The organism is Bradyrhizobium genosp. SA-3, from assembly GCF_004212635.1.
Lineage (GTDB): Bacteria > Pseudomonadota > Alphaproteobacteria > Rhizobiales > Xanthobacteraceae > Bradyrhizobium.
The window spans coordinates 71,517-93,574 of record NZ_PSRT01000011.1 but is presented as its reverse complement, the minus strand read 5'-3'; the positions used below and the strand labels follow the sequence as shown (position 1 = coordinate 93,574).

Below are 22,058 nucleotides of genomic sequence, written 5' to 3'. Positions count from 1 at the left end.
AGCCGAGTTCAAGTCTCTCTTCGAATCGGCCTGTGCCGTTGCGACTCCGCACGACAACGCCCAGCAAATCGTCGCTATCAGAATAAGCCGCACTGCGATCTCCGCTTGGCTAAAAGTACCAAACAGACCGGGCCACCTTCAGTTCCCAATTGCAATGCGGGATCGGAAACAGACGGCAAAGGATGCCGGCGTTAGGTCAAGAGCGCTGTCTGGCGACCACCGCCGCGGTGGCTCCGGTCTGGTCGGCAGTGCACGTATTCGGACCTGTGCTCACCGTGCGATGCTAGGAACAGGCGCGATCGGTTCACGTTGTGCGTTCCGAGCATCAGGCGCTGGTGCCGAGGTCGCGCCAATATGCGCCCTCGATGGCTATGGCGACGGCGCGGCCCCTCAATCAGAACAGAGGAGGTTACGCCATGGACGGATTTCGTATTTCCCGGCGGCAATCGCTTGCCGGCCTGTCGGTCGCGGGGCTCTCCGGACTGCTACTGCCCTCTGCCTATGCGCAGAAGAAGCGCGAGACGACGGGCGTGGGGATCGGCCCGAAAGGGTCAGCCATCGAGGATGAGGACATTTTTACCTTCGCTCTGAACCTGGAGTATATGGAAGCTGAGTTCTATCTGCGCGCCACCACTGGCAAGGGTATCAGCGACGCCGATGCCGGCACCGATGCCGGAAGGGTGGTCGGGGGACACGAGGCCCAGTTCAAGGAGAAGGCGATTCGCGAGTTCGTCGAAGAGATTGCGGGGAATGAGCTGGCCCACGTTCGGTTCTACCGCAAGACGCTTGGCCGGAGCGCTATTTCACGACCGGCGATCGACTTCGATGCGGGCTTCAAGGCCGCCGCTCAGGCTGCGGGATTGCCTGCCGATTTTGATCCGTTTGCCGATGACATGTCGGTTCTGCTCGGGGGCATGCTGTTTGAAGACGTCGGCGTGACAGCCTATGCGGGTGCGGCTCCGCTGCTGAAGAAAAAGGAATTCGTGGAAGCAGCGGCCGGCATCCTCGCCGTCGAGGCTTACCATATGGGAATGGCCCGCTCCCAGCTGTACACGATGGGCGAGAAGGCCTGGGATGCCGCCAACGCAATATCGGATGCACGGGACAAGATCGATGGGACCCCCGAAAAAGAAGACGAGGGGATTAGGATCGACGGCAAAGCCAACTTTGTGCCTTCAACGCCAGACGCGATTGTCTTCCGGCGGACGCCGCAAGAGGTTCTGCATATCGTCTACCTGACCGATCAGACCGGCGTTAATAAGGGTGGGTTCTACCCCAATGGGATGAATGGAGCTCTCAGGACCACGTGAGATCTCTCCTGTTGTACTTCGGATCGGCCTTCGCAATGAGGCGAGGCCGGGACCATTGAGTTCGGCGGGCCGCGATGTTGCACTGCGTGTTCCCACATCGACAACCTCCACCCCAATGTACAAATCGGGGAGGGACTGCCGATGACGTCGCCTCCAGCCAATGCGGAGAGGTTCCGTAAGGCAGCTGAGGAGTGCCGTGAGCTGGCGGAGGAGGCGACGAGTCCGCTGGATAAGGAGGCTTGGTTGCGGCTTGCCGAGGATTGGCTGAAGCTTGCGCAACAGGCGGAACAGGGCAACGGGTTTGGGCGGCGATGATCTCCCGTCCGTCAAGCCTATCGTCAGGTGAAATCGCAATGACGGTCAAGGAGCTCATAGCTCGACTGCAGGCGCTTCCCAACCAGGATGCACTTGTAATTATTGCAAGCTTCAATGCAAACGAGTGGCTGATAGCCACTGGCGTCGTTGAGCGCCGTATATCCCCGTCACCTGCAAACCCGGATTTTGCCGTACCAGGCAACGATCCTGGCGTGGAAATCATTTAGCGGCGGCCAGGCTCTCGGACCGGCGGGTCGGCTCGGTTCGTCGACAGGCTCGGACAATGGCGCCTGTTGCGGCTGAAGCCGAACCTGCTTGGATAAGCTCGTGTTGCCCGGCGGTGGAACCAGGTCCAAGGTGATTGGTTCTACTGCGAGGGTGGTGGCCTATGTGGGACTTCGATCTTTTCTCCAAACGAGAATGGTTGCTGATGGGCGTCGCCATTCTGTTGATGCTTGTCGCGAGTCTCTACGGGACATTTTGGCTTCTCGACTACTACCTCGGCAGCGCTGCTCTGGGGTAAGGAACGTCCCGGTTCTGCGAGCCGTGTTTGCGATCAGGACTTGCCATTTACCAACCAAACCCATTTTTAACAAACAACTGTCATTCTGTTCGAAAGCAACGCAATTACTGCGCAGCAGCGAACCGACGCGATGGGCCAGACGCAGAAGTGCCTAGTTGGTTTCTTGACCTAGTTGCCTAGACGCCAAACGCGCATGCTCAATGAACACCTGAACCACCGAGCTCAGAGTACGGTGTTTGAGTGTAACGATTGAGACGTTTCGTCCTTTGATCCCAAGATCAATCGGGAGTGCCTTTAGCCCCCATCGCTTGGCATTAAACTGAAACATTGAATTGGGCATGATCGTGATAAAGCCGGCATTGGCAACCAACTGTGTTCGTAAGTGCATCGACAATGACGCTACTCTTTGCTGCGGGACCGGAACGCCTTGCTTCGCAAAAGCGGCAGAGATCAAATCGCTAATGATGTTGTTCGGCGGCATGTGAATCCATTGTTCATTCGCCAAATCTCCCAAAGAGACTTTACGGGAGCGCGCCCAGGGGTTCTGAGCCCCCACAACGACATAATACCGCTCTTCGTAGAGAGGCTCTGTAGTGAGATCATCCTGAGGGAACGGCTCGGAAATCCGTCCGATGACTAGGTCAACGTTGCGTTCTCGAAGCTCTCTGAATTCAGCCGTTGCGTGCTGCGCGTAGTCCGCATGAACCGTGATCTTCGGATACCGCTGCGCCAGCTTTTCGATAATTGCCGGCAATAACCCAGCCATGAACGATTCCGCGCATCCAACCCTGACATTGCCGCTAGTTGGGTCAGCCAAAAATTCGATGTCGCGGACGCCCTGCTTGAGTTCGTCAAATACGGTGGATGCGCGCTTGAGCAGCGCGTCAGCGTAATGCGTCGGCTCGATTCCGCGCGGGCTACGGTCTAATAGCCGGACACGCAATAAGAGTTCGAGATTGGCAATGGCATCCGAGACCGCCGGCTGGGTCATTGCGAGCTCACGAGCAGCCTTTGCCATGCCGCCGCATTTCACCACGGTCGAAAGGATGTAGAGGTCCCGCACCCGCAGGCGGCGCCCGAGACGGCTTTCCCATTCCATCGTCACGCCAGCCATAGCTGCCACCTATAAGGCTAGAGGCAGAAACCGGGTTCTCCTTATAGCCCACCGACGTACGATCGCAATGACGAATTCACTGGCGCAGTACACCGAGGCCAATCGAACACGGGGTACCACAATGATTGCGCGTCGAGCGTTTCTCAGCCTATCCGCGGCCGCTTTTATTGAGACTGTGTCCGGTCCGGGATGGTCGCAATCTTATCCAGCTCGCCCGGTTCGTATCATTGTGCCGTACGCGCCAGGAGGTCCGAACGACGCTGTCGCGCGCATCATCGCCGCAAAGCTATCCGAACGTTGGGCGCAAGCGTTCTATGTCGAAAACATTCCTGCTGGTGCAGGCAATGTCGGCACTGCCGTGGCGGCACGCGCGCCAGCCGACGGTTACTCGGTCGTCATCGTAACGTCGAGCTTCTGGCTCAACCCGAGCTTCTACGCCAAGCTTCGGTACGATCCAGTGAAGGATTTCGCGCCTGTCACCGTCATTGCGGCGGCGCCGCATGTCTTGATCGTGCATCCGTCCTTTCCAGCGAACAATCTCAAGGAATTCGTCGCCCTCGTGCGGGCGAATCCAGGCAAATACAGCTATGCCTCGGCAGGTACCGGCCAGTCGTCACACCTCGCTGGCGAACTATTCAAACTTGCTGCCGGTCTTGACCTTGTGCACGTCCCTTTCAATGGCGCATCACCTGCCATGATGTCGGTGGTAGGCGGCCACGTTCCGATTGCCTTCATCTCTTTGCCGGCCGCGGTCACTTTTATCAAAGAAGGCAAGCTGCGCGGACTGGCAATCACCAGCAATGCGAGGTCGAAACTGCTTCCCGAGGTTCCGACGATGGCGGAGGCCGGATATGAGGATCAAGAGTCGATCTTCATGCAAGGCGTCCTGTTCCCCGCGGGCACATCACAGGACATCGTCGCTCGCTGGTATCGCGAAATAGCAGATATCGTCGCATTGACCGAAGTCCGGGACCGGCTGACTTCATTGGGCCTCGAACCAGTCGTTAATACGCCGGCAAGCTTCGCCGCACAGATCCAATCGGAGGTAGCACGCTGGTCAAAAGTCATTCGCGACGCGCGCATCAAGCCGGTGGACTAATCCAGTTCAACAACCCTGTCGGTGGGCAATGAGCCTGCAAGGGAGACGCTGACATGCAGCAAGCGGTGAGAGATACCAGCCGAATCTACGAAGTCGAACGCCGATCCTATTACGCGGCGAGACCCGGATTCCGGATCGCCGAAATGCAGATCAGCCCAACACAATGCGTGCCTTGGCACCATCACAACGAAGTGCAAGACACCTTCTATGTAATTAGTGGAAAAATCCGCGTCACGACACGCGATCCGGACGAGGAGGTATGTCTTAGCGTTGGCCAAACTTACGCTGTACGCCCTGGTCGACCGCACCGAGTCACGAATGCTGGCGACAGCTCCGCTGTGTTTCTAGTTCTGCAGGGGCTCGGCGACTATGACTTTGTCGGACTTTCCTGATCAGCAGGACATAGCAGACCGCGGTACCGAGGTCCGAATCGGGTCATTTTCGACCAGATTCAGCGGGTCTTACCTGCGAGACGCCAACCTAGTTGAAAGCGACCGTCGCGGTAGTTGCCATGTGGCTGGCGTTAGCGCTGGCGTCAGTGATCTTTCGATGACGGACCGGCGGCTCCTAAGCTTTCAAAGGTACTTTGGGCCTGCCCTCGCCCACGCGGGTACGCGGGACCGCCCGCTTTGCGGATATTTCGCGGCGGCGTTTTGGGCCTTTGGTTTCTCGCAAAAACGGGCTTTCCCGGGCTATAAACCGCCCTTCAGGCAGCAAATAATGGATGCACTGGCGAGCAAGCCGGCCGTGGAAACATGGCCGATTGAGCGTTTACGGCCCTATGAGCGCAATTCGCGCCGGCATTCGGCCGAGCAGATCGCGCAAATCGCCGCGTCAATCCGGCAATGGGGCTGGACCATGCCGATCCTCGCGGCCGATGACGGCATGGTTCTCGCCGGTCATGGGCGCCTCGCCGCCGGCAAGCTGCTGGGATTTACCGAGGTCCCGTCATCGTGGCGCGCGGATGGACCGATCAGCAAAAGCGCGCTTATGTCATCGCCGATAATCGGCTGACCGATGCGAGCGATTGGGATGACGAGATGCTGCGGCTCGAATTGGCCGATCTCGTGGAGGGCGGTTTCAAGATCGCGCTGACCGGCATAACCGAGGACGAACTATCGCGGCTGTCCGTAGGGGTCGGCGAGTTGGAGCAGATGCCCGAATTGCCAGACGATCGGTCGCCATTCCGCGACATGACGTTCATTCTGTACGGGGAGCAATTCGGGATCGTCGAGCGCGCTATAGCCAGGGCGACCAAGCCGCGCGAGGCGAGCAATCCCAATCGATCGCCACAGGGCAACGCGCTGGTGGCGATCTGCGCCGACTATCTAGCGCGCATCAATTGACATCAATTGGTGCGGCTTACTCGATCTCTGCTATGCCCCGTACCGACCAGCTATCGCGGCCATCCGTTATGTCATGCTGCCGGGCATGAAGCAGCGGATGTCGATCCGCACTGGAGCACCCATCGGGCTCACGTAGACCGGCCACACCATCGTACGGCCAACTCGGTTCGGTTCTTTGATCACGGCGTCGTCCGGAACGTCCCACCATTGGCCTTCGATGCGGACGCGATAATGCCCGCCTTTTGTTTCCCAATCGACGTCTGCCAACGCGGTCCCGTCAGCGTCGGAACAACAGGGGCCTTTGCCTGAGCGGAGGCTGTCGAACCAGGGTTTGAGGGGAGAGTTTGCATATCGGCCCTCGAGATCCCGGGCGGCCGCTTTGTGAAGTGTTAGAGTGGGGCTGGCGAGAACGAGTGGCAAGATAGAGGCGACAAAAATCATCCAGTCTCGTATTCCTGATTCTTCAGGCGCGATCATCGCATTAATGCCTCTCGAAAATGCCGAAGAGGATGACGGCAGCACCAACGAGCCGCCATCAAGTTCGACGTTTGTCCTTTGCAAATTCCCTTTGCAAAACTGATGCCAAAGCAAGGATGAAGCCTGGCGTTGAGTAAAACGAGCGACTTATGGGCGCCACTGCCGCAAGCAATGGTGACGACTGGGAAAAACCTAAGAGCCGCCCCGGAGGGAGCGGCTCTCTTTCTAAGATTGGCTGGAATATTGCTGGCCTCACGGCTTCATAGAGCCCTGCACACTGGTGTAGACGGCATAGAGCGACGTCGAGCCGCAGATGTACAGCCGGTTTCGTTGCTGACCGCCGAAGCAAAGATTGGCAACAGTTTCGGGTATATGGATCTTGCCGAGCAGTTCGCCGGCGGGAGTATAGCAACGCACGCCGTCCTCGTTCGGATCGCCCCAGCCCACCGAGCACCAGACGCGTCCGTCAGTATCCGTGCGCAGCCCGTCTGTGATGCTGGGCTTCGGCATGTCCGCAAAGACCTTGCTATTCGACGCCTTTCCGGCCGCGACATCGAGATCGAACACCCGGATATGCGAGGGATTATTCGGCCCGTCGGTGAAGCCGGTGTCGATGACATACAGCTTCTTCTCGTCAGGCGAGAGGGCAATGCCGTTGGGCTCAACGAAGTCATCGACGACGACCTTGATGTCTCCGGATTTCGGATCCACCCGGTAGACGTTATGCTTTTCCTGCTCGGGCTCGGCCTTGACGCCCTCGTAATAACCGCCGATGCCGTAGATTGGATCGGTGAACCAGATCGAACCGTCGGACGTGACAACCGCGTCGTTCGGCGAGTTCAATCTCTTGCCGTTATACTTATCGGCGATGATCGTGATCGATCCATCGAGTTCGGTCCGGGTGACCCGCCGTCCGCTATGTTCGCAAGTGATCAGCCGTCCTTCCCGATCGATGGTGTTGCCGTTCGAATTCATCGAAGGCTGACGATAGACGCTAACGTGACCGTCGTCCTCGGAAAACCGCATGATGCGGTTGTTGGGAATGTCGCTGAAGAGCACGTAACGCCCGGCCGCGAAGTAGACCGGGCCCTCGGCCCAGCGGAACCCGGTTGCGACGCGCTCAACCGCCATAGTGCCGGCGAAGGCCGGGAAATCGGGGGGCCCGAACGATGGTGGCCCTTTCTTGGCAGATTCCAGATGGGAGTCCGGATAGCGGCCGCCGGGCAGCGGCCCCAAGGGCAACGGCTCGCTCGCCGGTGTTGGAGCGCCCGTTTGGCCCAACGGCGTCACGGTCGCCGCAGAGGCCGCTTTGAGGCTCGACGCCGTCGCGGCCAACGCCGCAGCACCTTTGATGATGTTGCGGCGGTTGAGTTGCTTGTAGGGAAAGGTCATTGCACTTGCCATGGTTTTCTCCCATTTTTGTTGGGAGGAAACTATACCGCAATCCGGCATAAGGCGGGCGGTTCGGCAACAGAATCATCGGGCCGGGCGACGTCGCCAATGCGTTGATCTTTAGCGTATGCACCACGGCCTCGCTGTCACCGGCTCTGCGTGGAGCTATCGACGATGGGACAGGCTAAAGAAATCCGCGTTGCGCCGATTGCGAAGAAAGACGCGGACGCGCTGATCATTCGGCTTCACTACAGCCACAAGACCGTCAACAATGCCTTCCTCGCGCTCGGCGTCTTTTTGAATGGCCGGCTCGAAGGCGCGATGACGTTCGGCCCCTCGATGGACAAGAGCAATATTCTCGGACTCGTGCGCGATACCGCATGGAATGGCTTTCTCGAATTGAACCGGTTGGCGTTCTCCGAGGCATTGCCGCGCAATTCCGAAAGCCGCGCACTCTCGATCGCGCTGCGGATGATCCGGAAGCATTATTGGCAGATCGAGTGGGTGATCTCGTTCGCCGATGGATGTCAGTGCGGCGACGGGACGATCTATCGCGCGGCCGGCTTCGTGCTGACCGGGATCAAGCTGAACAAGAGCTTGCTGCGACTGCCCGACGGCTCGGTCACGCACAAGATGACGCAAGTGACCGGAAAGAACCGCGCGGAGCATTTCGCGAAGACCGGCGGTTCATGGTCGGGTCACGGCACGCCGCTCGACGGCTACCAGATGCGATATATCTATTTTCTCAATCCGTCCGCGCGTGCGCGGCTCGCCTCCAAAGAAATCCCATATGCGGAGATCGAGCGCCGCGGCGCCGGCATGTATCGCGGTATTGCGCGTGGTAAGCAGGCGATGGCCGATTACCAATCGGAACAGCGGCGCGGCAGCGGCGACCACCACGCTCCACTTTAAGCCGACACGTTGCGTATTGGAGGCGCGCGCTTGCTGTTTGTTCCGGTTTTAGGAACCCCGCTGCGAGACTTCGCATTATCCTCAAGTGGGAGGATCAGCATCCTCAAGTGGGAGGATCAGCAATGGCGAAAAAGGCGAAAAAGCAGACCGCCCGAGGCCGCAAGCAAGTCCGGCGCCTCGTGCGCGATCCGGCGAAGAAGGCGCGTCGTTCGGCCGGCGCTGTAAAGCGTGCGGCCAAATACTCGGCCGGAGCTGCAACTGGAGCTGTAAAGCGTGCGGCTAAGAAAGCGGCTGGCGCCGTAAAGCGTGCGGCCAGCTACTCGGCTGAAGCTTCAAAACGTGCAGCCAAGAAAGCGGCCGGCGCCGTAAAGCGTACCGCGGGGAAAGTAGAGACAAGCCTAGAAGGTTGAACCAGGGCTTTGACTCATCAACCAAGCTTGTGATTTGCCGATGCCAACGCCCAAAGCTGAGCGACATTGGCACGTAAGCCATGTCAGCTTGTGGTCTTGGCCGTGTAAAAACGGCTTCAAAGGGCATCGGTCCGGAAGCTAGGAACCGCGCCTGTCTCAGGCCGCGATCGCAGTGATCAGTGACTTGGCCCCGACGATGTTCATGACCCGTGTAAGATTATAGGCCAAGACCGAGAGTGCCATCTCGGTCGCTACTTTTGGGAGCGTTTTGGTGAGGAAGTGTGTCGCTCCCATGCGGGCCTTCATCGTGCCGAACGGATGCTCGACCGTCTCCCGACGCTGACGCATGGCTTCTGGGTTTGCGTCAAGGCGCTGCTGCACAGCCTCAAGCAGATGCTCGTGCTCCCAGCGTGTAATTCGCCGCTCTGGTCCTGTCGTGCACTGCGATTTGAGCGAACAACTTTGACAGGCAGTGGTCCAGTAGCGCCGCAGCATCTTGCCGTCTTCTTCGTTTGTGTAGCGATACGGCAATCGCTCCCCAGCCGGACAGCGATAGGCGTCCTCCTCTGGCAAAATAGGCAAAGTCCTGCTTACCGAAGCGCCCCTCCGATTTGGCACCCGACGTCAGCGGCTTGGGCAGAGTTACGGTGATGCCGGCCTCGTGGCACGCGAGGATCTCCGGGCTATTGAAGTAGCAGCGATCGGCTACAGCTTCGAGCGTCTCGGTCTCGAGAACAGCCTTCGCCTGCTTGGCCATATTGGCGAGTTGTGCCCGATCTGAGCCGCTGTTCGTCACCTCGTGCGCTACGATCAGATGGTGCTCGGTGTCGACGGCGACCTGCACGTTGTAGCCAACGGTGCCGGAGCCCCGGCCGCTTGTCGCCATCGAACGGCTGTCGGGATCGGTCAACGAGATTTGCTGATCGGGTGACGCAAGCATCTGCTTCTCGTAGACGGCAAGCTTGCCCATCTCTTCCCTCAGCTTCGTCAGCTTCTCGGTTAGCCTCGTCACCTTGGCGGCCAACGCCTCGCTCGGCTCCTGCCGGTCGGCCGTGTCCAGTTGGCTCAGATAGCGCGCGACGCTCTCCTCCAGCTGCGCGCGCCGCCGCTCCACCTTCGCGCGTGTGAAGTTCTTGTCCCGGTTGTTCACAGCTTTGAACTTGCTGCCCTCGATGGCGACGCTCGACGTCGCGAGGAGACCCATTTCACGGCAGAGTTCGACGAAGCGTGCGCATACCTTGCGGAGCGCCAGGCCATTGTCTTTGCGGAAGTCCGCGATCGTCTTGTGATCAGGTGCGAGCCGGCCCAGCAGCCACATGGCCTCGACATTGCGTCCGGCCTCTCGTTCGAGCCGCCGGCTCGACTGCACCCGGTTCAGATAGCCGTAGATGTAAAGCTTCAGGAGAACCGAGGGATGGTATGACGGCCGACCGGTCGCCGCCGGCTTCACCCCCTCGAAGCTTAGCTCGGCCAAATCGAGCGCATCGACAAACACGTCGATCACGCGAACAGGGTTGCTCTCGTCAATGAAATCATCGAGGCACTCGGGCAATAGCATCGATTGCCCACGATCCGCCTCCGCAACGAAGCGCTTCATCCCACCCCCCGCAAATCGTGCGGGAATCATATCGCGCGAATCACATCAAGCGCAGCGTTTTCACACATGGGGTAATTCCGGACTCGGAGCCATACTCAGGCTCTGGGAATCAGCTCTCCAGGACTCGACGAGGCCTACCTCAGGGCCTTGCAATGACGGAGAGAGGCAATGGAGCACTATGTCGGATTAGACGTGTCACTGAAACTGACTTCGATCTGCATCGTCGATCGGACAGGAAAGGTCGAGCGCGAAGGGGCGGTTACGTCTGACCCGGAGGCGATCGCGACATTCATCAAATTGCACGCGCCACACGTCGTTCGGATTGGACTCGAGACCGGAGCAACGTCGACATGGCTGTGGACCGAGCTGAATAAGATCGGGTTACCCGTTATCTGCATTGACGCCAGGCATGCGAAGGCGGTTCTGAAGATGCAGATCAATAAGAGCGACCGAAATGACGCTGCTGGCATAGCGCGTATCATGCAATGTGGTTGGTACAAGGAGGTTTGCGTCAAGGATCTCGATAGTCATGCGACCAAAGCCCTTCTCGTCAGTCGAGCTCTGCTCGTCAAGATCAAGCGGGATATCGAAAATCAAATCCGGGGGCTCCTCAAGAATCTTGGGCTTGTCATCGGACGAGCAAAGATGAATATGTTTGCTGTGCGTGCCGCGCAGTTGGCCGGGGATCGGTCAGAGCTTTTTGCCGCGGTAGATCCATTGCTGAAGGCACGCGAGGCCGTCGAGCAACAGATTGTGGACCTTGACCGCAAGGTGCTGCGGCTGGCTCGCAACAATGCTCAGGTGCGACGGTTCATGACGGCTCCTGGCATCGGCCCGGTCACGGCCCTTTGCTTCCTTGCGACGATCGATGACCCCGCTCGCTTCAAGAGATCACGAAGCGTCGGAGCCTACGCAGGACTAACGACCCGCCGATACGCATCCGGCGAAATTGACTGGACGGGCCGAATCTCGAAATGCGGCGATAAGATGCTGCGAAGTTACCTCTACGAGGCGGCCAATGTGCTGCTCACACGCGTAGCAAAATGGTCAGCACTCAAAGGATGGGGCATTCGGCTTGCGAAACGAAGCGGGCTACGCAAAGCCAAGGTTGCGGTTGCCCGAAAACTTGCTGTCATTCTGCATCGGATGTGGATCGATGGTAGCGAATTTAAATGGTCATCAAAGGATGCTGCTGATCAGCCTGCATAAAGGATAACGAGTTCCCGCCGAACAGCGGGAGCGAACGTCCCTGCCGGGACGCTGGCGTTGGTGAGATCGCCCCTGGCTTTGCGGTGCTCGAAAGGGCAAAGCGCGCTTCACACATTGATCCGCTAACGTCATCTTACGCCATCATGCGGAGGGCACGCCCCTACCGCGGAGAGAACCATGGACCCGGCAAGGATGTTCAAGGAGAGCTTGACCTCACGCCCGGAATTAGAGAACAGCCAGGGTCCGAAGCCGAACAGCGCTTAAGTCGCTATCACGTCAGCTGCCAGCAATAGTCCGGACATCCTTACGATTTGAGGGAAAGCAGTCTTGAGATTAGCCCGGCGGTCAACAGAGTCGCCGGACCGTCTGGCGCTATGGCGTAAACGAGCGCGCGGCGGTTATGCGCCGCCGGGTCTTGCTCGATCTCGCGGGCGGCTTGCACGGCCGCGAGAACGGTGGGTCGCTTTTCGATCCGATATTGGCCGCGCCCGAGAAACAGCGAGGCGGTGAAGTGATCCGCTTTCCGGATCGCTTCCACCGCGAGCATATCGATGTCCGAAAATTGCGTCATGCGTTGATCCCCTGCGAGAGCGCGGCGAGCGCCTCGGCCTTTTCCCAGCCGGCTCATCATCAGTGCTCGCTCGGCAGCAGGATGACATCGTCCTCGACCCAAATGGTGATTTGATCGAGCGGGGAATCGGTGAAATCGATGTCCTCGGAATAGATAATGGCCCCATTATCGCTGCCTTCATCGCAAACGAGGCGCGCGCTAGTTGCAGGCAAGCGATCTTGTCGAGCAGCCAATAGGCTCCGGCCTTTTCGGCGAGATACTGCACGGCGTCCGTGTAGAGCATGCGCCGGTTGAGCCCGTGGCGATACCATTCGCCGGTACCGGTGAAGTGAGCCAAATCGGCCGGGGTTAGCTTCGTCATTTTCCCAAACACCTTTCCTTGTTCGCCCCGGCGGCGCCGGCCCTTGGGCCAAAGCCCCGGGGGAAGGCCCAGAACTAGGCCACTGGTTGGTGGTTGGAAGATCCTTTTGGCCCAGTCGCCAGAGAGAAATAATGTCGGAAGATCAAAGGGGTACAGGACAGGCCACGGTGCCAGTAGGGGCGCGACTGGTGGGCGAGAATTCAGCCGGGAATCGGGCCAGGCGAGTGCCCAAAGCGCGCCCCGGGGGCCGGATACGGGCGCCGCCGGGCGTGGCCAACTGATCGCATCGGCCCTTGCCGCGCGGCTCCTCATGGTGAGCCCGGAGCGCATCCGGCAGCTGTCAAAGGAAGGATGGATAGAGAAGCAAGGCCGCGACCAGTTTCTTCTGGTCGATGTCGTGCAAGGCTATATCCGCTTTCGCAATGACAGCGACCGGCGCGCGCAAAAGAGCGCGGCCGATAGCCGGGTGCGCGATGCACGAGCGCGCGAGATCGAATTGCGCAACGCGGTCCGCGAAGGTCGCCTGATCGAGATCGACGAGGCAATGGCGATCGTCGAGGAGATGATCGGGTTATTTCGCGCGGAGACCGCCGGCCTGCCGGCGCGCGTCACGCGCGATTTGCAATTCCGGAAAACAATCGAGACCGCTGTAAATGACATCCTCGAAAGGGTGGCAGATATTGCCGCCGAAAGGGGACGCGCTGTGGCAGAAGCTCGCGCTGCTAGCGAGGCCGTCGCGTCCAGCATCGCCCGATCTATGGGCGGCGGAGAACCGGATATATCCGCAGACGGCGGCGGTCCCCGGGCCGCGTGATCCGACGCTTACGCCTTACGTTGTCGCGCCCGAGCGGATGATCGCCAGCGGCAAGTATCGCCGCGCGGTGCTCGTTTTCGGCGCGCAGACCCGCAAGTCGGAATTGATGCTCGATTGTGCCGGCCAGCGGCTCGACCAGCGGCCGGGCCCGATCCTGTACGTCGGACCGAACAAGCAATTCCTGACCGAGCAGTTCGAGCCGCGCGTCCTGGCGTTGCTCGATCAATCGCCGACGTTGACCGCGAAGCTGGCGCGCGGCAAGCGGATGACGAAAACGCGCAAGATGATCGGCGGCGTGCCGTTCCGCCTCGCGCATTCGGGATCATCGACCGCCCTCAAGTCCGATCCGGCCGTACTCGCGCTGATCGACGAATACGATGAAATGGTCACGAACGTGAACCAGCAAGGTGGCCCGCTCGGCCTGGTCGAGCGGCGCGGCGATACCTATGCCGACTTTGTTTGCGTGGTCACGTCAACGTCGAAAAGAGGACAGGTCGCAGCGGTCGAGGACCAAAAAAGCAAGCTGGTCTTTTGGGACGTTGCCATGTCGGAAGATATCGAAAGCCCGATTTGGCAACTCTGGCAGCAAGGCACCCGGCACCACTGGTGCTAGCCGTGTCCGCATTGCGAGGAATATTTCGTCCCGCGCTTCAATCTGATGCGCTGGCCGCCGAGTGCGACGCCGATGGCGGCGGCGCGCGCGGTCTATCTCGAATGCCCGCATTGAGCTCGCTGCTGATCGGCGGTGCATTCATCGCCGCCGGCATCCTGACGTGGCTGCTTTGGTATCAAAACCGCAATCCGACTTGAGGCACGGCCATGATCGCGACACCGAGGATTTCCGGCTCCGGATCGGTGGCGTCCGCGAGGAACTGTACAAGCTCGGCGCGGGCGATGTCGTCGAGGCTTCTCGGGCATGACGATCTTGTCGGCCGCGATGGCACGGATTTGTCGCCGCTGCCGATCTTCAAGGATCATCCGGATTGGCTGCTCTATTGGCTGATCGTCAATGGCTTCATCTCGGAATTCATTCGACGGGCGCGGCACCGAAGTGGTCCAGACGCAAGCCTATGTCCCCGATGTCGGGCACGTTGACGTGGTGAAGCTCGTGGATACGAGCGTCCCGCCGCCGAAAGGCTGATCAATGCTGACCGCGATCTTCTCGCAATTCGGAATGTCGATCATCAACGGCGTGCTCGACAGGTTTCTCGAAGCTTTCAAGGCATACGAGAACAAGCAAATCTCGATCGAGGAATTGAGGACCCGTCTTTACGAGGCGATGCTCGGCGTGGTCAAGGAGATCGAAGTCGCGCACATCGACGCGCTTGCGAAAATCTATCAGGCGTTCATGGGCGCGCTGGCGCAATCGCCGCTGATGCAGCGCGTGTGGGCGACCGCCGTGCTCTCGCAGCTATTCGTGCTGGTCTATCACCAGTTCGGAATTCCGCTGATCGTGCTGATCATCGGGCGGCCTATGAGCCGCGCTGGCAATATCCGTCGAGCGGGACGACGGTCGAGTGGGCCTATTTGCTGCTCGGCGCGTTGATGGGTATGGGGCCGATGGTGCTGCGCGCGGGCCCCGGCGTCGGATCGTTCGCCGATCGGCTTAAGGCGATGGTTGGGGCGGGCCCAGCATAGAGCTGCCGACGTTCAAGAGTTGCGAAATGGCGGTGACAAGCTGCGCGGGCGCGAACGGCTTTTGCAGCAGGATGCTATTGGGCACGCCTTGCACGGGCCATTCGCCAGCATGACCACCGCTCATGTAGACGATGGGGAAGGCCGGATCGATCAGTCTGGCCTGTCGCGCGACCTCCCACCCATCGATTCGGCCGTCGAGTTTAATATCGGTCACCAGTGCTCTGTAGTGGACCACGCCACTTTTCAGCAAGGTTACTGCCTGCTCACCGGAAGCAGCCGAAGTGAAGTCAAAGCCTGCATCTCTCAAGGCTTCTTGAAGGATATGCTGCAACTCCTCTTCGTCCTCGGCTAGGAGGACTACCGGCAACTCGTTCATTCCATTCCCGCGGCCTACCTGGGCAATCCGGAATTACGCGCTCCGGAAGGATCCGGTTCCCAAGAATTGAATTGTACTTTTGGCTAACGACCGCTGTTGCTGATTGTCGCTGAGTTGCTTGAAGCAAATTCCTAACCCGTTCTCTGGCGCTGGTTGGCTTCTGCCGTAGCTGTGGCCCCGCCTGCGGTATCAGCCGTAAACCGTGCGACCCGCCGAGGGCCGCTCCAGACTTCTATCACGGGGTGCGCTTCGAGGAATTTCACAGCTCGACGCTTAGCATCATCGTCGCAGTCGCACTCCAGCTCATAGGTCGCATGGGTGACGCCCCACAGATCGACTGCATATGCCACGTAACGCATGGGTCCTGCACACTAAGAGGACGTCGGCTGACCGATTAACGATTCGTGCGCGCCCTGTTTGTTCCTCCTGTATCGAGTTTTCCGCCACCAGCAGGACAGCGCGTCAAAGCTCCCGCTCCATCGCGGGGTGGCTGCGGTTCTTGACCTTGATCCAGAACTTTTGCCGGCCACCGCGATAAGGCCGATCTCGGCAGGCTGCCCGGAAGAGGTCCGGCCCGATTTCGCCGCGCTCGAAGGGCGCCACAGTAATCCCATCGGGCCGGCGTGCCAGTAGCTTCTCCAGGTTGGCCTTGCGCATGTGGAGGGGCAGCGACCGCAGATCGTCGCTCCCCATTGCGAGGATGTCGAAGGCGTAGAGCTGCACCTCGGGGTCGTGCTTGCGCGAGTGCAGCGCGTTAAAATCTGAGATGCCATCGACGCCCAGGATCACGGCCTCGCCGTCGATCACGAAATGCTTCTGCCGGTTTTTCAGCGCGGCATCTGCGATCCAGGGATACCGTTTTGTCCAGTCGCTGCCGTTACGGGATAGGAGGCGCACACGCTTATCCTCCCGGATGACCAGCATCCGGTAGCCGTCGTGCTTCACCTCGTGAATCCAGTCCGGTCCGGATGGGACCTGCTTGCCGGCGGTCGCCAGGCACAGCTTGTATGCCTTAAACATACCGAGCAGATAAATAGTTCGGCGCGAAATTGCGAATCCCTGCCTCAGCGCCTCGCCGCTCTCTCCACGAACTTCAGGACGCATGCCGGCACTTCGTGCTCGACAAGGCGGCGGCGTAGCTCATCGGCGATCTCTACGGTTACATCGCGCGACCATCCCTCTGTCGTGTTGAAGGCCACGATGCGAGTGGGATGCTCATACAAGCCGTCCATCAGGTCCCGCATCAGCGTCGCGCGACCGGTGTCCTCTTCGGCTGTTTCGCACCAGGCTCGCCGGCCGGCAAATTCCTCGACCACAAGGTAGACATCTTGGTCTGCTGCCACAGGAGGCACAATCGACGGGGAGCGGCTCATACCCCAGGAAACTCCAATAAAATTGCAAGTTCCATCATCGATATTGCGCTATTAAATCGAGAAATAAAATAACACATAATGCCAATTAAACAATTTAAATCGTGCAAATTATTTAAATTTGGATTAGGCTAGGAATGGTTCGGGGAAATTGCGAGGCGAACCATGCACTTCCTATCGGCGGGGGATCTATTTCTCATATCCGCGATGACAGGGACGGTCTTGCTGGTTGAGATCGGACTTTTCATCATTTTGGGCATGATCTAACGGACGCCAGGAAGCGGGGCTTTACAGCATCACCGTTGCTTCTTGCGCTGCTTGCCTGCTCAATCGATCCTCGGCTTGAAGATGGGAGCGGAAGCCGTGGGGCTCAGCATCACCGCGCAGGAGTTCGCCTTCGACAACATGGCGCGCTTCATCGGCAACACGCTGACGGCATTGGGACGGCCGGTCACCAGGTTGCGCTTCCCGAGCAAAGACGTGCCGGCGGACACGATGAAGATCCTGGCGCTCGACGACGCGCGCCCCGAGGCCATCCGCCGCCTGATCCAGCAGGCAAGCAACGACGCCGATCTCGCCAAGAGCGCCTGCGACGATCCCAACAATCCCGAAGGACGGATGGTGAAGGCCCTGATGATGGGCCTGCCCGCGATGCCGAAGACCGGCGTATAGATGGAGGTGGCGAAATGAAGGACTGCAGCGAACAGGTGTCCGGCTTCGAGCGCGCCGCTGTGCGCATGTCGAAGGACGACCGCGCCGATATCTTCGGTAAGGCCAAGATCAACCGGGCTCAAGTCTGGCCTCGAGCGCAACAGCAGCCCCAAGGCGATCGGGTCGCGCGCGCAGGGCTCCTACGCCATGAAGACCATGATCCTGCACGACCGCGGCGACTATGACGTCGATGACGGGGTCTACTTCAAACACAGCCTGAAGAACGACCAGGGCGATGACCAGTCCCCCGAAGACGCCAGAAAGATGGTCAGCGACGCGCTGCAGGACAAGCGTTTCGCCGACCAGTCCGAACCCCGTAACAACTGTGTGCGGGTCTACTACAAGCAGGAAGGCTACCACGTCGACGTGCCGGTCTACCGCGAGAACCGCACCACGGATCCCATCACGAACGCGGAGAAGAAGTGGTTCGAAATCGCAGCCGGCGACAAGTGGAGGACATCCGATCCGCTCGCCAACACGAAATGGTTCAAGGACGCGAACGCCACGAAGTCGCCGGATGCCAGCGCCGCCGGTGCCGGGCGATCGCGTCCGGACCGTACAGGCGGCGCTCGCCGAAGCGTTCAAGCTCCTCACCGAGAACGAGACTCGGCAGCACGACGACGACTTCCGCGAGGATTTCGGTCTCTACTGGCTGAACTGGGCCAACAGATCCGATCTTCGCGTCGAAGTCATGCCGGGCACGGAGGGTACCAACGAGTCGATGCTCGGCCGCGCGGCTCTGATGGAAGGGCGGGTCTTCGTATTCCCGGACAAGGGCTACGCTGGCAGGTTCTGCACGAACTTGACCGGAGTCGCGTCGAAGTGGCTCAAGGAAACGCCGGTCGTCTCTATCGATCCTCTGCCAGCTCCCGATCGCTATCCTGAAACCGCCGACGAACTGTGGTCTCTCGTCGAGGCGCGATCGCAGGGCGGCACCGACCTGCTGGCGTGCCTGATGGCCAACGCTCCCAAGGAGGCGTTCGTCGTCCTCGCCGGCAAGGCTCTCCTTGGGCCGCGAACATTACGCCGCCGTGTACCTTCGCCGGCCGTTGGATCGCGAAGGTCGACCGCTCAACCGGCGGGCCTTGCGGACCTCGGGGGCAGCGCGGTCGGTCACGGAACGGCCAAGGCCTTAGCGCATTCGATCCGTGCGGACTTGCCGATGATCAGCTTCGTGGAGGGCTACGTAACCACGTTCGCTACCTTCGCGCGGGCTTTCGACGATTGCGGCAGGACGGCCTGTTCAAGTGCTTGTGCTAGGAACTATGGAGCGGGAGTGTTCAGATATCATCGCTAGATTCAAGAAGGCCATCAAATCGTTAGCCGAGGTCGTCAACGGATTCGATATCACGGGAGATGCGGATTTCGTTCTATACGTTACCGACGGCGCGATCGTGATGTTTATGATGCCTTTTGTACGAAACGCACCGCCGAGGTGACGGACTCAGGCGAGAAACGAAATTGTTCGTTCGTTACGTACTGTATCTGTCGTAGCACGGTCCGCGGGACTAAGGTATTTGTCGCTGGAGTCCGACCCTAGCGTCGTATGGTGAAGTCATCCCTTGCTGTTCGGAAGGTGACGCTGGTCCGATGGTCCTAACATGAAAGACAGCAATAGCAGCCACCCTGGAATATCGGAGATGACAGATGACCAGCGCGAATTGAGGCGCTGCAAGCAAGAGATTGCGCGTCTCAAACAGCTGGTTGTGGAGCTTTCCGAAATTGTCTTGCGCAACGTCGTAAAGAGCGACGAGGGGCGACAATCGGAACGCCCGCTGAGTCTCTGAGCGACGTCGAATTGGTGCGCTGTTTCCCAGCAGCGTGGCTTCCCGCCTTGGGGAGCACGGGGAGCGGCCCTGCCCTTATGCTCCATGAGGCAGGGCTCTTAATTTTTAGTTGGAAGCATAGGATAGGCCAGGAGACACATTGATGACGGGATGAACTGATCAAGCGCGCGTCTTGTTGTAGCTGATGGCAGCGATTGCTTCTGATCTGGCGCGGCGCGCTCATTTCAACCGTTTTTTTGATGGATCACACGCGGCCTAGGCGAATGAGTGGTGGGAGCGGTCAAACGCCAATGTCACCATTCGACAAAATCGCGCTCTTTATCGACGGCGCCAACCTTTACGCAACCTGCAAGGCGCTTGGCTTCGACATTGACCTACACGCGCTTGCTCGGGGAGCTTCAGAGCCGCGGCACGGTGCTGCGAGGAACAGGGATGTTCGCCAATCAGGCCGCTCATCGATTGGCTCAGGTATAACGGCTACACGGTTGTCACCAAGTTGACCAAGGAATTCATCGACGCCAGCGGCCGCCGCAAGGTCAAGGGCAACATGGATATCGAGCTGGCGGTCGACGCCATGGAGCTTGCCGAGCATATCGACCAGATGGTCCTGTTCAGGGGCTTTATGGCGATCCATTCATGGTCGGCGAGTTCGTAGCGCATGATTCGAGCCCCCAGTGCGCGGCGATTTTGAATCACAGGGGGCCGGCCAAACGCAACGTCCTGGCCTGGCCGCGGTCATCGCTCACGGTGGAAACGCCCATGAATCCGCCCGATTCCATCGATGCGCGATGTCCGCTGCTACGCAGGCTCCAGGGATTTCCAAACAGCCTAAATCCTAGCCCGACTTGCGCAAAAGATGTGCAATCAATGATTGCTGTAACAAACATTTCAACTAAATCTTGGTAAAAAATTTACTGGATGGCCTGCAGCATGACGACGTTTAGGAAACATCGTCTTCCAATATTTTCCATTTGTGCTGTCGCTCATTTCGCAGGAGTCCCTTGCCATGCTTTCGCGCTATTCGATCAGGAGCAAACTCGTCGTCGTTATTTCTTTGCTCCTTCTCGTGTTCGGCGGCACTGGCCTGCTCGCCATCAGCAACATGCGGCTCATCCAGGGGGGCGTCGCTGAGTTCCAATCCCGTTGGCTGCCCGCGGTCCGCCTGCTCGGTAACCTCAGAGCCTACACCATCCGATATGGCAGCGTCGTGCGGGATCACATTCTGGAATCCGACTCCGCGAAGAAAGCCTCAGCCGAGAAGCTTCTTGCCGACCTGACGCGCGACATCGAAAAGGAGGGCGCCGCCTACGAGCTGCTGCTCTCCTCTCCGGAAGAGCGCAAGCTTTACACGGACTTCCAACAACTCTGGAGCGCGTATGTCGCGCAAGTTCCAGACGTGCTCTCTGCGTCCCGCAGGAATGATATTGCCACAGCCAGCGATCTGATCGTTCATCAAATGCAACCGCTGCGTCAGGACAGCGGACAGGCCCTGCTGAAGGCAATGGACATCAACAACAAGCGTGCAGCGGCCGCCGGTCAAAGTGCTGAGCAGACCTATGCCTTCGCGTTTGCTCTCATTGTTGGGACTCTTGTCCTCACCTTGGTACTCAGTTCTATCGTCGGCCTATTGCTGTTGCGCGACATCTCAATGGGGATTAGATCCATCATTGCGCCGATGCGGGCATTGGCCAACGGCGATGTTACCGTGGCGGTCCATAGCCGGGCCAAGCATACCGAGATCGGCCAAATGGCCGCTGCCCTGCAGGTCTTCAAAGAGTCCCTCATCGCAAAGCAAGCCGCGGACAAGCTTGCCGCAGCAGAGGCCGAGGCTAAGATCTTACGCGGTCAGCGGATTGACCAGATTACTGGCGGCTTCCGATCAATGATCGGCGAACTCGTCGCCGCGCTATCCACCTCCTCCGGCGAACTGGAAGCGGCCGCAGAGACTCTATCTAAGACTGCTGATACAGCCCTGCATATTTCGGCAACAGTGGCCGCGGCCTCCGAAGAAGCATCTCTCAACGTTCAGACTGTTGCGTCCGCTACTGAGGAGATGACATCGTCCGTTAGCGAGATCGGCCGACAGGTTGAGGCATCGACTAAAGTCGCGAGCGAAGCGGTTCGTCAGGCTGCAGAAACCAATCATCGGATCAACAAATTGTCCGCGGCAGCAACGCGCATAGGCGATGTTGTCAGCCTTATCACGACCATCGCAGGGCAAACCAACCTGTTGGCTCTGAACGCGACGATAGAAGCGGCGCGGGCTGGAGAATCCGGCAGGGGCTTTGCGGTCGTTGCTTCCGAAGTTAAAGCCCTCGCCGGCCAGACCGCGCGGGCGACCAGCGAGATAAGCGAGCAGATCAGCGAGATACAAATCGCAACGCAGGAATCCGCCGACGCGATCAAACATATCAGCACAACAATAGATCGCATCTCGGCGATTACGGCCGCAATTGCCGCTGCCGTGGAAGAGCAGGCCAATACGACCGGAGAAATTTCGCGCAGCTTGCAGCATGCCGCCCGGGGAACGGTACAAGTCGCTTCGAACATAACTGAAGTAAAACAGGGCGCAGTCGAGGCAGGATCAGCATCCTCGCAGGTGCTATCGTCCGCGCAGTCTCTCACGAGAGAACGCAGTCGCTTGGAACACGAAGTCCAGAGATTTCTCTCTGCCATCCAGGCCGCTTAAGCGCGCATTTCGAGCCATTTCCAGTGCCGCATATTCA

At 59.1% G+C, this 22,058-nt stretch carries 24 protein-coding genes and 4 pseudogenes; 19 read left to right on the top strand and 9 right to left on the bottom strand.

Annotation, left to right across the window (positions count from 1 at the left end; genetic code table 11):
• Positions 1-416: 416 nt before the first annotated feature.
• Together CWO91_RS05610 and CWO91_RS05605 are read left to right on the top strand one after the other, a co-directional pair.
• On the top strand, positions 417-1,310 hold the full coding sequence (locus CWO91_RS05610) for a ferritin-like domain-containing protein (RefSeq protein ID WP_130212572.1): 894 nt from the start codon (positions 417-419) through the stop codon (positions 1,308-1,310).
• Positions 1,311-1,663: 353 nt separating this feature from the next.
• Positions 1,664-1,852: a hypothetical protein gene (locus tag CWO91_RS05605; protein WP_130212571.1), complete on the top strand. Its 189-nt coding sequence runs from the start codon at positions 1,664-1,666 to the stop codon at positions 1,850-1,852.
• Between the two features lie 447 nt (positions 1,853-2,299).
• Here CWO91_RS05605 and CWO91_RS05600 read toward each other — a convergent pair whose 3' ends face one another.
• Complete coding sequence (locus CWO91_RS05600; RefSeq protein ID WP_130212570.1) at positions 2,300-3,262, bottom strand: LysR family transcriptional regulator; 963 nt, start codon at positions 3,260-3,262, stop codon at positions 2,300-2,302.
• 67 nt (positions 3,263-3,329) lie between these two features.
• On the opposite strand from CWO91_RS05600, the gene CWO91_RS05595 reads away from it, so the two are divergent.
• From CWO91_RS05595 to CWO91_RS05580, 4 genes are all read left to right on the top strand, one after another.
• Entirely contained in the window at positions 3,330-4,361 is a 1,032-nt protein-coding gene (locus CWO91_RS05595; protein WP_091894039.1) for a Bug family tripartite tricarboxylate transporter substrate binding protein, read from the top strand.
• Positions 4,362-4,414: 53 nt separating this feature from the next.
• On the top strand, positions 4,415-4,753 hold the full coding sequence (locus CWO91_RS05590; RefSeq protein ID WP_130212569.1) for a cupin domain-containing protein: 339 nt from the start codon (positions 4,415-4,417) through the stop codon (positions 4,751-4,753).
• Positions 4,754-5,081: 328 nt separating this feature from the next.
• Positions 5,082-5,375 carry a ParB/Srx family N-terminal domain-containing protein gene (locus CWO91_RS42715; RefSeq protein WP_165405239.1) on the top strand — a complete coding sequence of 98 codons (294 nt, stop codon included), beginning with the start codon at positions 5,082-5,084 and terminating at the stop codon, positions 5,373-5,375.
• Positions 5,376-5,401: 26 nt separating this feature from the next.
• Positions 5,402-5,707 carry a hypothetical protein gene (locus tag CWO91_RS05580; RefSeq protein ID WP_165405238.1) on the top strand — a complete coding sequence of 102 codons (306 nt, stop codon included), beginning with the start codon at positions 5,402-5,404 and terminating at the stop codon, positions 5,705-5,707.
• Positions 5,708-5,773: 66 nt separating this feature from the next.
• On the opposite strand, the gene CWO91_RS05575 is transcribed toward CWO91_RS05580, so the two are convergent.
• The gene (locus tag CWO91_RS05575; protein WP_244551272.1) at positions 5,774-6,148 is read right to left on the bottom strand and encodes a hypothetical protein; all 375 of its coding nucleotides are present in this window, start codon (positions 6,146-6,148) and stop codon (positions 5,774-5,776) included.
• A 288-nt stretch (positions 6,149-6,436) separates the two neighbouring features.
• Positions 6,437-7,576, bottom strand: a complete 1,140-nt coding sequence (locus CWO91_RS05570; RefSeq protein ID WP_245471134.1) for an SMP-30/gluconolactonase/LRE family protein — start codon at positions 7,574-7,576, stop codon at positions 6,437-6,439.
• 174 nt (positions 7,577-7,750) lie between these two features.
• Here CWO91_RS05570 and CWO91_RS05565 point away from each other — a divergent pair, with 174 nt between their 5' ends.
• Positions 7,751-8,488: a hypothetical protein gene (locus tag CWO91_RS05565; protein ID WP_130212566.1), complete on the top strand. Its 738-nt coding sequence runs from the start codon at positions 7,751-7,753 to the stop codon at positions 8,486-8,488.
• 122 nt (positions 8,489-8,610) lie between these two features.
• Positions 8,611-8,898: a hypothetical protein gene (locus CWO91_RS05560; RefSeq protein WP_130212565.1), complete on the top strand. Its 288-nt coding sequence runs from the start codon at positions 8,611-8,613 to the stop codon at positions 8,896-8,898.
• A 156-nt stretch (positions 8,899-9,054) separates the two neighbouring features.
• On the opposite strand, the pseudogene CWO91_RS05555 reads toward CWO91_RS05560, so the two are convergent.
• A pseudogene (locus CWO91_RS05555) lies at positions 9,055-10,495 on the bottom strand (IS1182 family transposase).
• A gap of 168 nt (positions 10,496-10,663) precedes the next feature.
• Here CWO91_RS05555 and CWO91_RS05550 point away from each other — a divergent pair.
• The gene (locus CWO91_RS05550) at positions 10,664-11,704 is read left to right on the top strand and encodes an IS110 family transposase (RefSeq protein WP_130212564.1); all 1,041 of its coding nucleotides are present in this window, start codon (positions 10,664-10,666) and stop codon (positions 11,702-11,704) included.
• A gap of 304 nt (positions 11,705-12,008) precedes the next feature.
• Here CWO91_RS05550 and CWO91_RS05545 read toward each other — a convergent pair whose 3' ends face one another.
• Positions 12,009-12,335, bottom strand: coding sequence for a hypothetical protein (locus CWO91_RS05545; RefSeq protein WP_130212563.1), 327 nt, complete (start codon positions 12,333-12,335; stop codon positions 12,009-12,011).
• Positions 12,335-12,636, bottom strand: a pseudogene (locus CWO91_RS45395) (DUF6876 family protein). Before CWO91_RS45395 ends, CWO91_RS05545 begins: the two are co-directional and overlap by 1 nt.
• 310 nt (positions 12,637-12,946) lie before the next feature.
• Between CWO91_RS45395 and CWO91_RS44065 the strand changes: the two are divergent.
• The 4 genes from CWO91_RS44065 (at position 12,947) to CWO91_RS05530 (ending at position 14,996) form a co-directional block, all read left to right on the top strand.
• Positions 12,947-13,450, top strand: coding sequence for a hypothetical protein (locus CWO91_RS44065; protein WP_245471133.1), 504 nt, complete (start codon positions 12,947-12,949; stop codon positions 13,448-13,450).
• A 37-nt stretch (positions 13,451-13,487) separates the two neighbouring features.
• Positions 13,488-14,063 carry a phage terminase large subunit family protein gene (locus tag CWO91_RS05535; RefSeq protein ID WP_349643565.1) on the top strand — a complete coding sequence of 192 codons (576 nt, stop codon included), beginning with the start codon at positions 13,488-13,490 and terminating at the stop codon, positions 14,061-14,063.
• Between the two features lie 2 nt (positions 14,064-14,065).
• The gene (locus CWO91_RS44060) at positions 14,066-14,260 is read left to right on the top strand and encodes a hypothetical protein (RefSeq protein WP_245471132.1); all 195 of its coding nucleotides are present in this window, start codon (positions 14,066-14,068) and stop codon (positions 14,258-14,260) included.
• A gap of 334 nt (positions 14,261-14,594) precedes the next feature.
• Positions 14,595-14,996, top strand: a complete 402-nt coding sequence (locus tag CWO91_RS05530; RefSeq protein WP_130212562.1) for a hypothetical protein — start codon at positions 14,595-14,597, stop codon at positions 14,994-14,996.
• Between the two features lie 60 nt (positions 14,997-15,056).
• On the opposite strand, the gene CWO91_RS05525 is transcribed toward CWO91_RS05530, so the two are convergent.
• From CWO91_RS05525 to CWO91_RS05510, 3 genes are all read right to left on the bottom strand, one after another.
• Complete coding sequence (locus CWO91_RS05525; protein WP_130212561.1) at positions 15,057-15,464, bottom strand: response regulator; 408 nt, start codon at positions 15,462-15,464, stop codon at positions 15,057-15,059.
• A 462-nt stretch (positions 15,465-15,926) separates the two neighbouring features.
• Positions 15,927-16,484 (bottom strand): RNA ligase family protein, encoded by a 558-nt coding sequence (locus CWO91_RS05515; protein WP_130212577.1) that lies wholly within the window; start codon positions 16,482-16,484, stop codon positions 15,927-15,929.
• A gap of 44 nt (positions 16,485-16,528) precedes the next feature.
• Positions 16,529-16,837, bottom strand: coding sequence for a hypothetical protein (locus CWO91_RS05510; RefSeq protein ID WP_130212559.1), 309 nt, complete (start codon positions 16,835-16,837; stop codon positions 16,529-16,531).
• Between the two features lie 360 nt (positions 16,838-17,197).
• On the opposite strand from CWO91_RS05510, the gene CWO91_RS05505 reads away from it, so the two are divergent.
• The 6 genes and pseudogenes from CWO91_RS05505 (at position 17,198) to CWO91_RS05480 (ending at position 22,021) form a co-directional block, all read left to right on the top strand.
• A complete protein-coding gene (locus CWO91_RS05505) occupies positions 17,198-17,506 on the top strand; it encodes a hypothetical protein (RefSeq protein ID WP_130212558.1) in 309 nt (102 codons plus the stop codon).
• 57 nt (positions 17,507-17,563) lie between these two features.
• Positions 17,564-17,911: pseudogene (locus CWO91_RS45390) on the top strand (cyclic GMP-AMP synthase DncV-like nucleotidyltransferase); the annotation flags it as partial.
• Between the two features lie 151 nt (positions 17,912-18,062).
• Positions 18,063-18,842, top strand: coding sequence for a hypothetical protein (locus tag CWO91_RS05500; protein ID WP_130212557.1), 780 nt, complete (start codon positions 18,063-18,065; stop codon positions 18,840-18,842).
• 304 nt (positions 18,843-19,146) lie between these two features.
• A complete protein-coding gene (locus CWO91_RS05490; protein ID WP_091894589.1) occupies positions 19,147-19,332 on the top strand; it encodes a hypothetical protein in 186 nt (61 codons plus the stop codon).
• A gap of 290 nt (positions 19,333-19,622) precedes the next feature.
• Positions 19,623-19,951, top strand: a pseudogene (locus CWO91_RS05485) (NYN domain-containing protein); the annotation flags it as partial.
• Positions 19,952-20,338: 387 nt separating this feature from the next.
• Complete coding sequence (locus tag CWO91_RS05480) at positions 20,339-22,021, top strand: methyl-accepting chemotaxis protein (protein ID WP_130212556.1); 1,683 nt, start codon at positions 20,339-20,341, stop codon at positions 22,019-22,021.
• The last annotated feature ends 37 nt before the right edge of the window (positions 22,022-22,058 follow it).

Excerpts from the sequence above, each read along its gene's own strand:
- CWO91_RS05510 (WP_130212559.1), bottom strand. The coding sequence starts at position 16,837 with ATGAGCCGCTCCCCGTCGATTGTGCCTCCTGTGGCAGCAGACCAAGAT.
- CWO91_RS05530 (WP_130212562.1), top strand. The coding sequence starts at position 14,595 with ATGCTGACCGCGATCTTCTCGCAATTCGGAATGTCGATCATCAACGGC.
- CWO91_RS44065 (WP_245471133.1), top strand. The coding sequence starts at position 12,947 with ATGGTGAGCCCGGAGCGCATCCGGCAGCTGTCAAAGGAAGGATGGATA.
- CWO91_RS05600 (WP_130212570.1), bottom strand. The coding sequence starts at position 3,262 with ATGGCTGGCGTGACGATGGAATGGGAAAGCCGTCTCGGGCGCCGCCTG.
- CWO91_RS05560 (WP_130212565.1), top strand. The coding sequence starts at position 8,611 with ATGGCGAAAAAGGCGAAAAAGCAGACCGCCCGAGGCCGCAAGCAAGTC.
- CWO91_RS05480 (WP_130212556.1), top strand. The coding sequence starts at position 20,339 with ATGCTTTCGCGCTATTCGATCAGGAGCAAACTCGTCGTCGTTATTTCT.
- CWO91_RS05550 (WP_130212564.1), top strand. The coding sequence starts at position 10,664 with ATGGAGCACTATGTCGGATTAGACGTGTCACTGAAACTGACTTCGATC.
- CWO91_RS05565 (WP_130212566.1), top strand. The coding sequence starts at position 7,751 with ATGGGACAGGCTAAAGAAATCCGCGTTGCGCCGATTGCGAAGAAAGAC.
- CWO91_RS05570 (WP_245471134.1), bottom strand. The coding sequence starts at position 7,576 with ATGACCTTTCCCTACAAGCAACTCAACCGCCGCAACATCATCAAAGGT.
- CWO91_RS42715 (WP_165405239.1), top strand. The coding sequence starts at position 5,082 with ATGGATGCACTGGCGAGCAAGCCGGCCGTGGAAACATGGCCGATTGAG.
- CWO91_RS05605 (WP_130212571.1), top strand. The coding sequence starts at position 1,664 with ATGACGGTCAAGGAGCTCATAGCTCGACTGCAGGCGCTTCCCAACCAG.
- CWO91_RS05610 (WP_130212572.1), top strand. The coding sequence starts at position 417 with ATGGACGGATTTCGTATTTCCCGGCGGCAATCGCTTGCCGGCCTGTCG.
- CWO91_RS05575 (WP_244551272.1), bottom strand. The coding sequence starts at position 6,148 with ATGATTTTTGTCGCCTCTATCTTGCCACTCGTTCTCGCCAGCCCCACT.
- CWO91_RS05500 (WP_130212557.1), top strand. The coding sequence starts at position 18,063 with ATGCCAGCGCCGCCGGTGCCGGGCGATCGCGTCCGGACCGTACAGGCG.
- CWO91_RS05580 (WP_165405238.1), top strand. The coding sequence starts at position 5,402 with ATGCTGCGGCTCGAATTGGCCGATCTCGTGGAGGGCGGTTTCAAGATC.
- CWO91_RS05535 (WP_349643565.1), top strand. The coding sequence starts at position 13,488 with ATGATCGCCAGCGGCAAGTATCGCCGCGCGGTGCTCGTTTTCGGCGCG.
- CWO91_RS05595 (WP_091894039.1), top strand. The coding sequence starts at position 3,330 with ATGACGAATTCACTGGCGCAGTACACCGAGGCCAATCGAACACGGGGT.
- CWO91_RS05515 (WP_130212577.1), bottom strand. The coding sequence starts at position 16,484 with ATGTTTAAGGCATACAAGCTGTGCCTGGCGACCGCCGGCAAGCAGGTC.
- CWO91_RS05545 (WP_130212563.1), bottom strand. The coding sequence starts at position 12,335 with ATGATGAGCCGGCTGGGAAAAGGCCGAGGCGCTCGCCGCGCTCTCGCA.
- CWO91_RS05590 (WP_130212569.1), top strand. The coding sequence starts at position 4,415 with ATGCAGCAAGCGGTGAGAGATACCAGCCGAATCTACGAAGTCGAACGC.
- CWO91_RS05525 (WP_130212561.1), bottom strand. The coding sequence starts at position 15,464 with ATGAACGAGTTGCCGGTAGTCCTCCTAGCCGAGGACGAAGAGGAGTTG.
- CWO91_RS05490 (WP_091894589.1), top strand. The coding sequence starts at position 19,147 with ATGAAAGACAGCAATAGCAGCCACCCTGGAATATCGGAGATGACAGAT.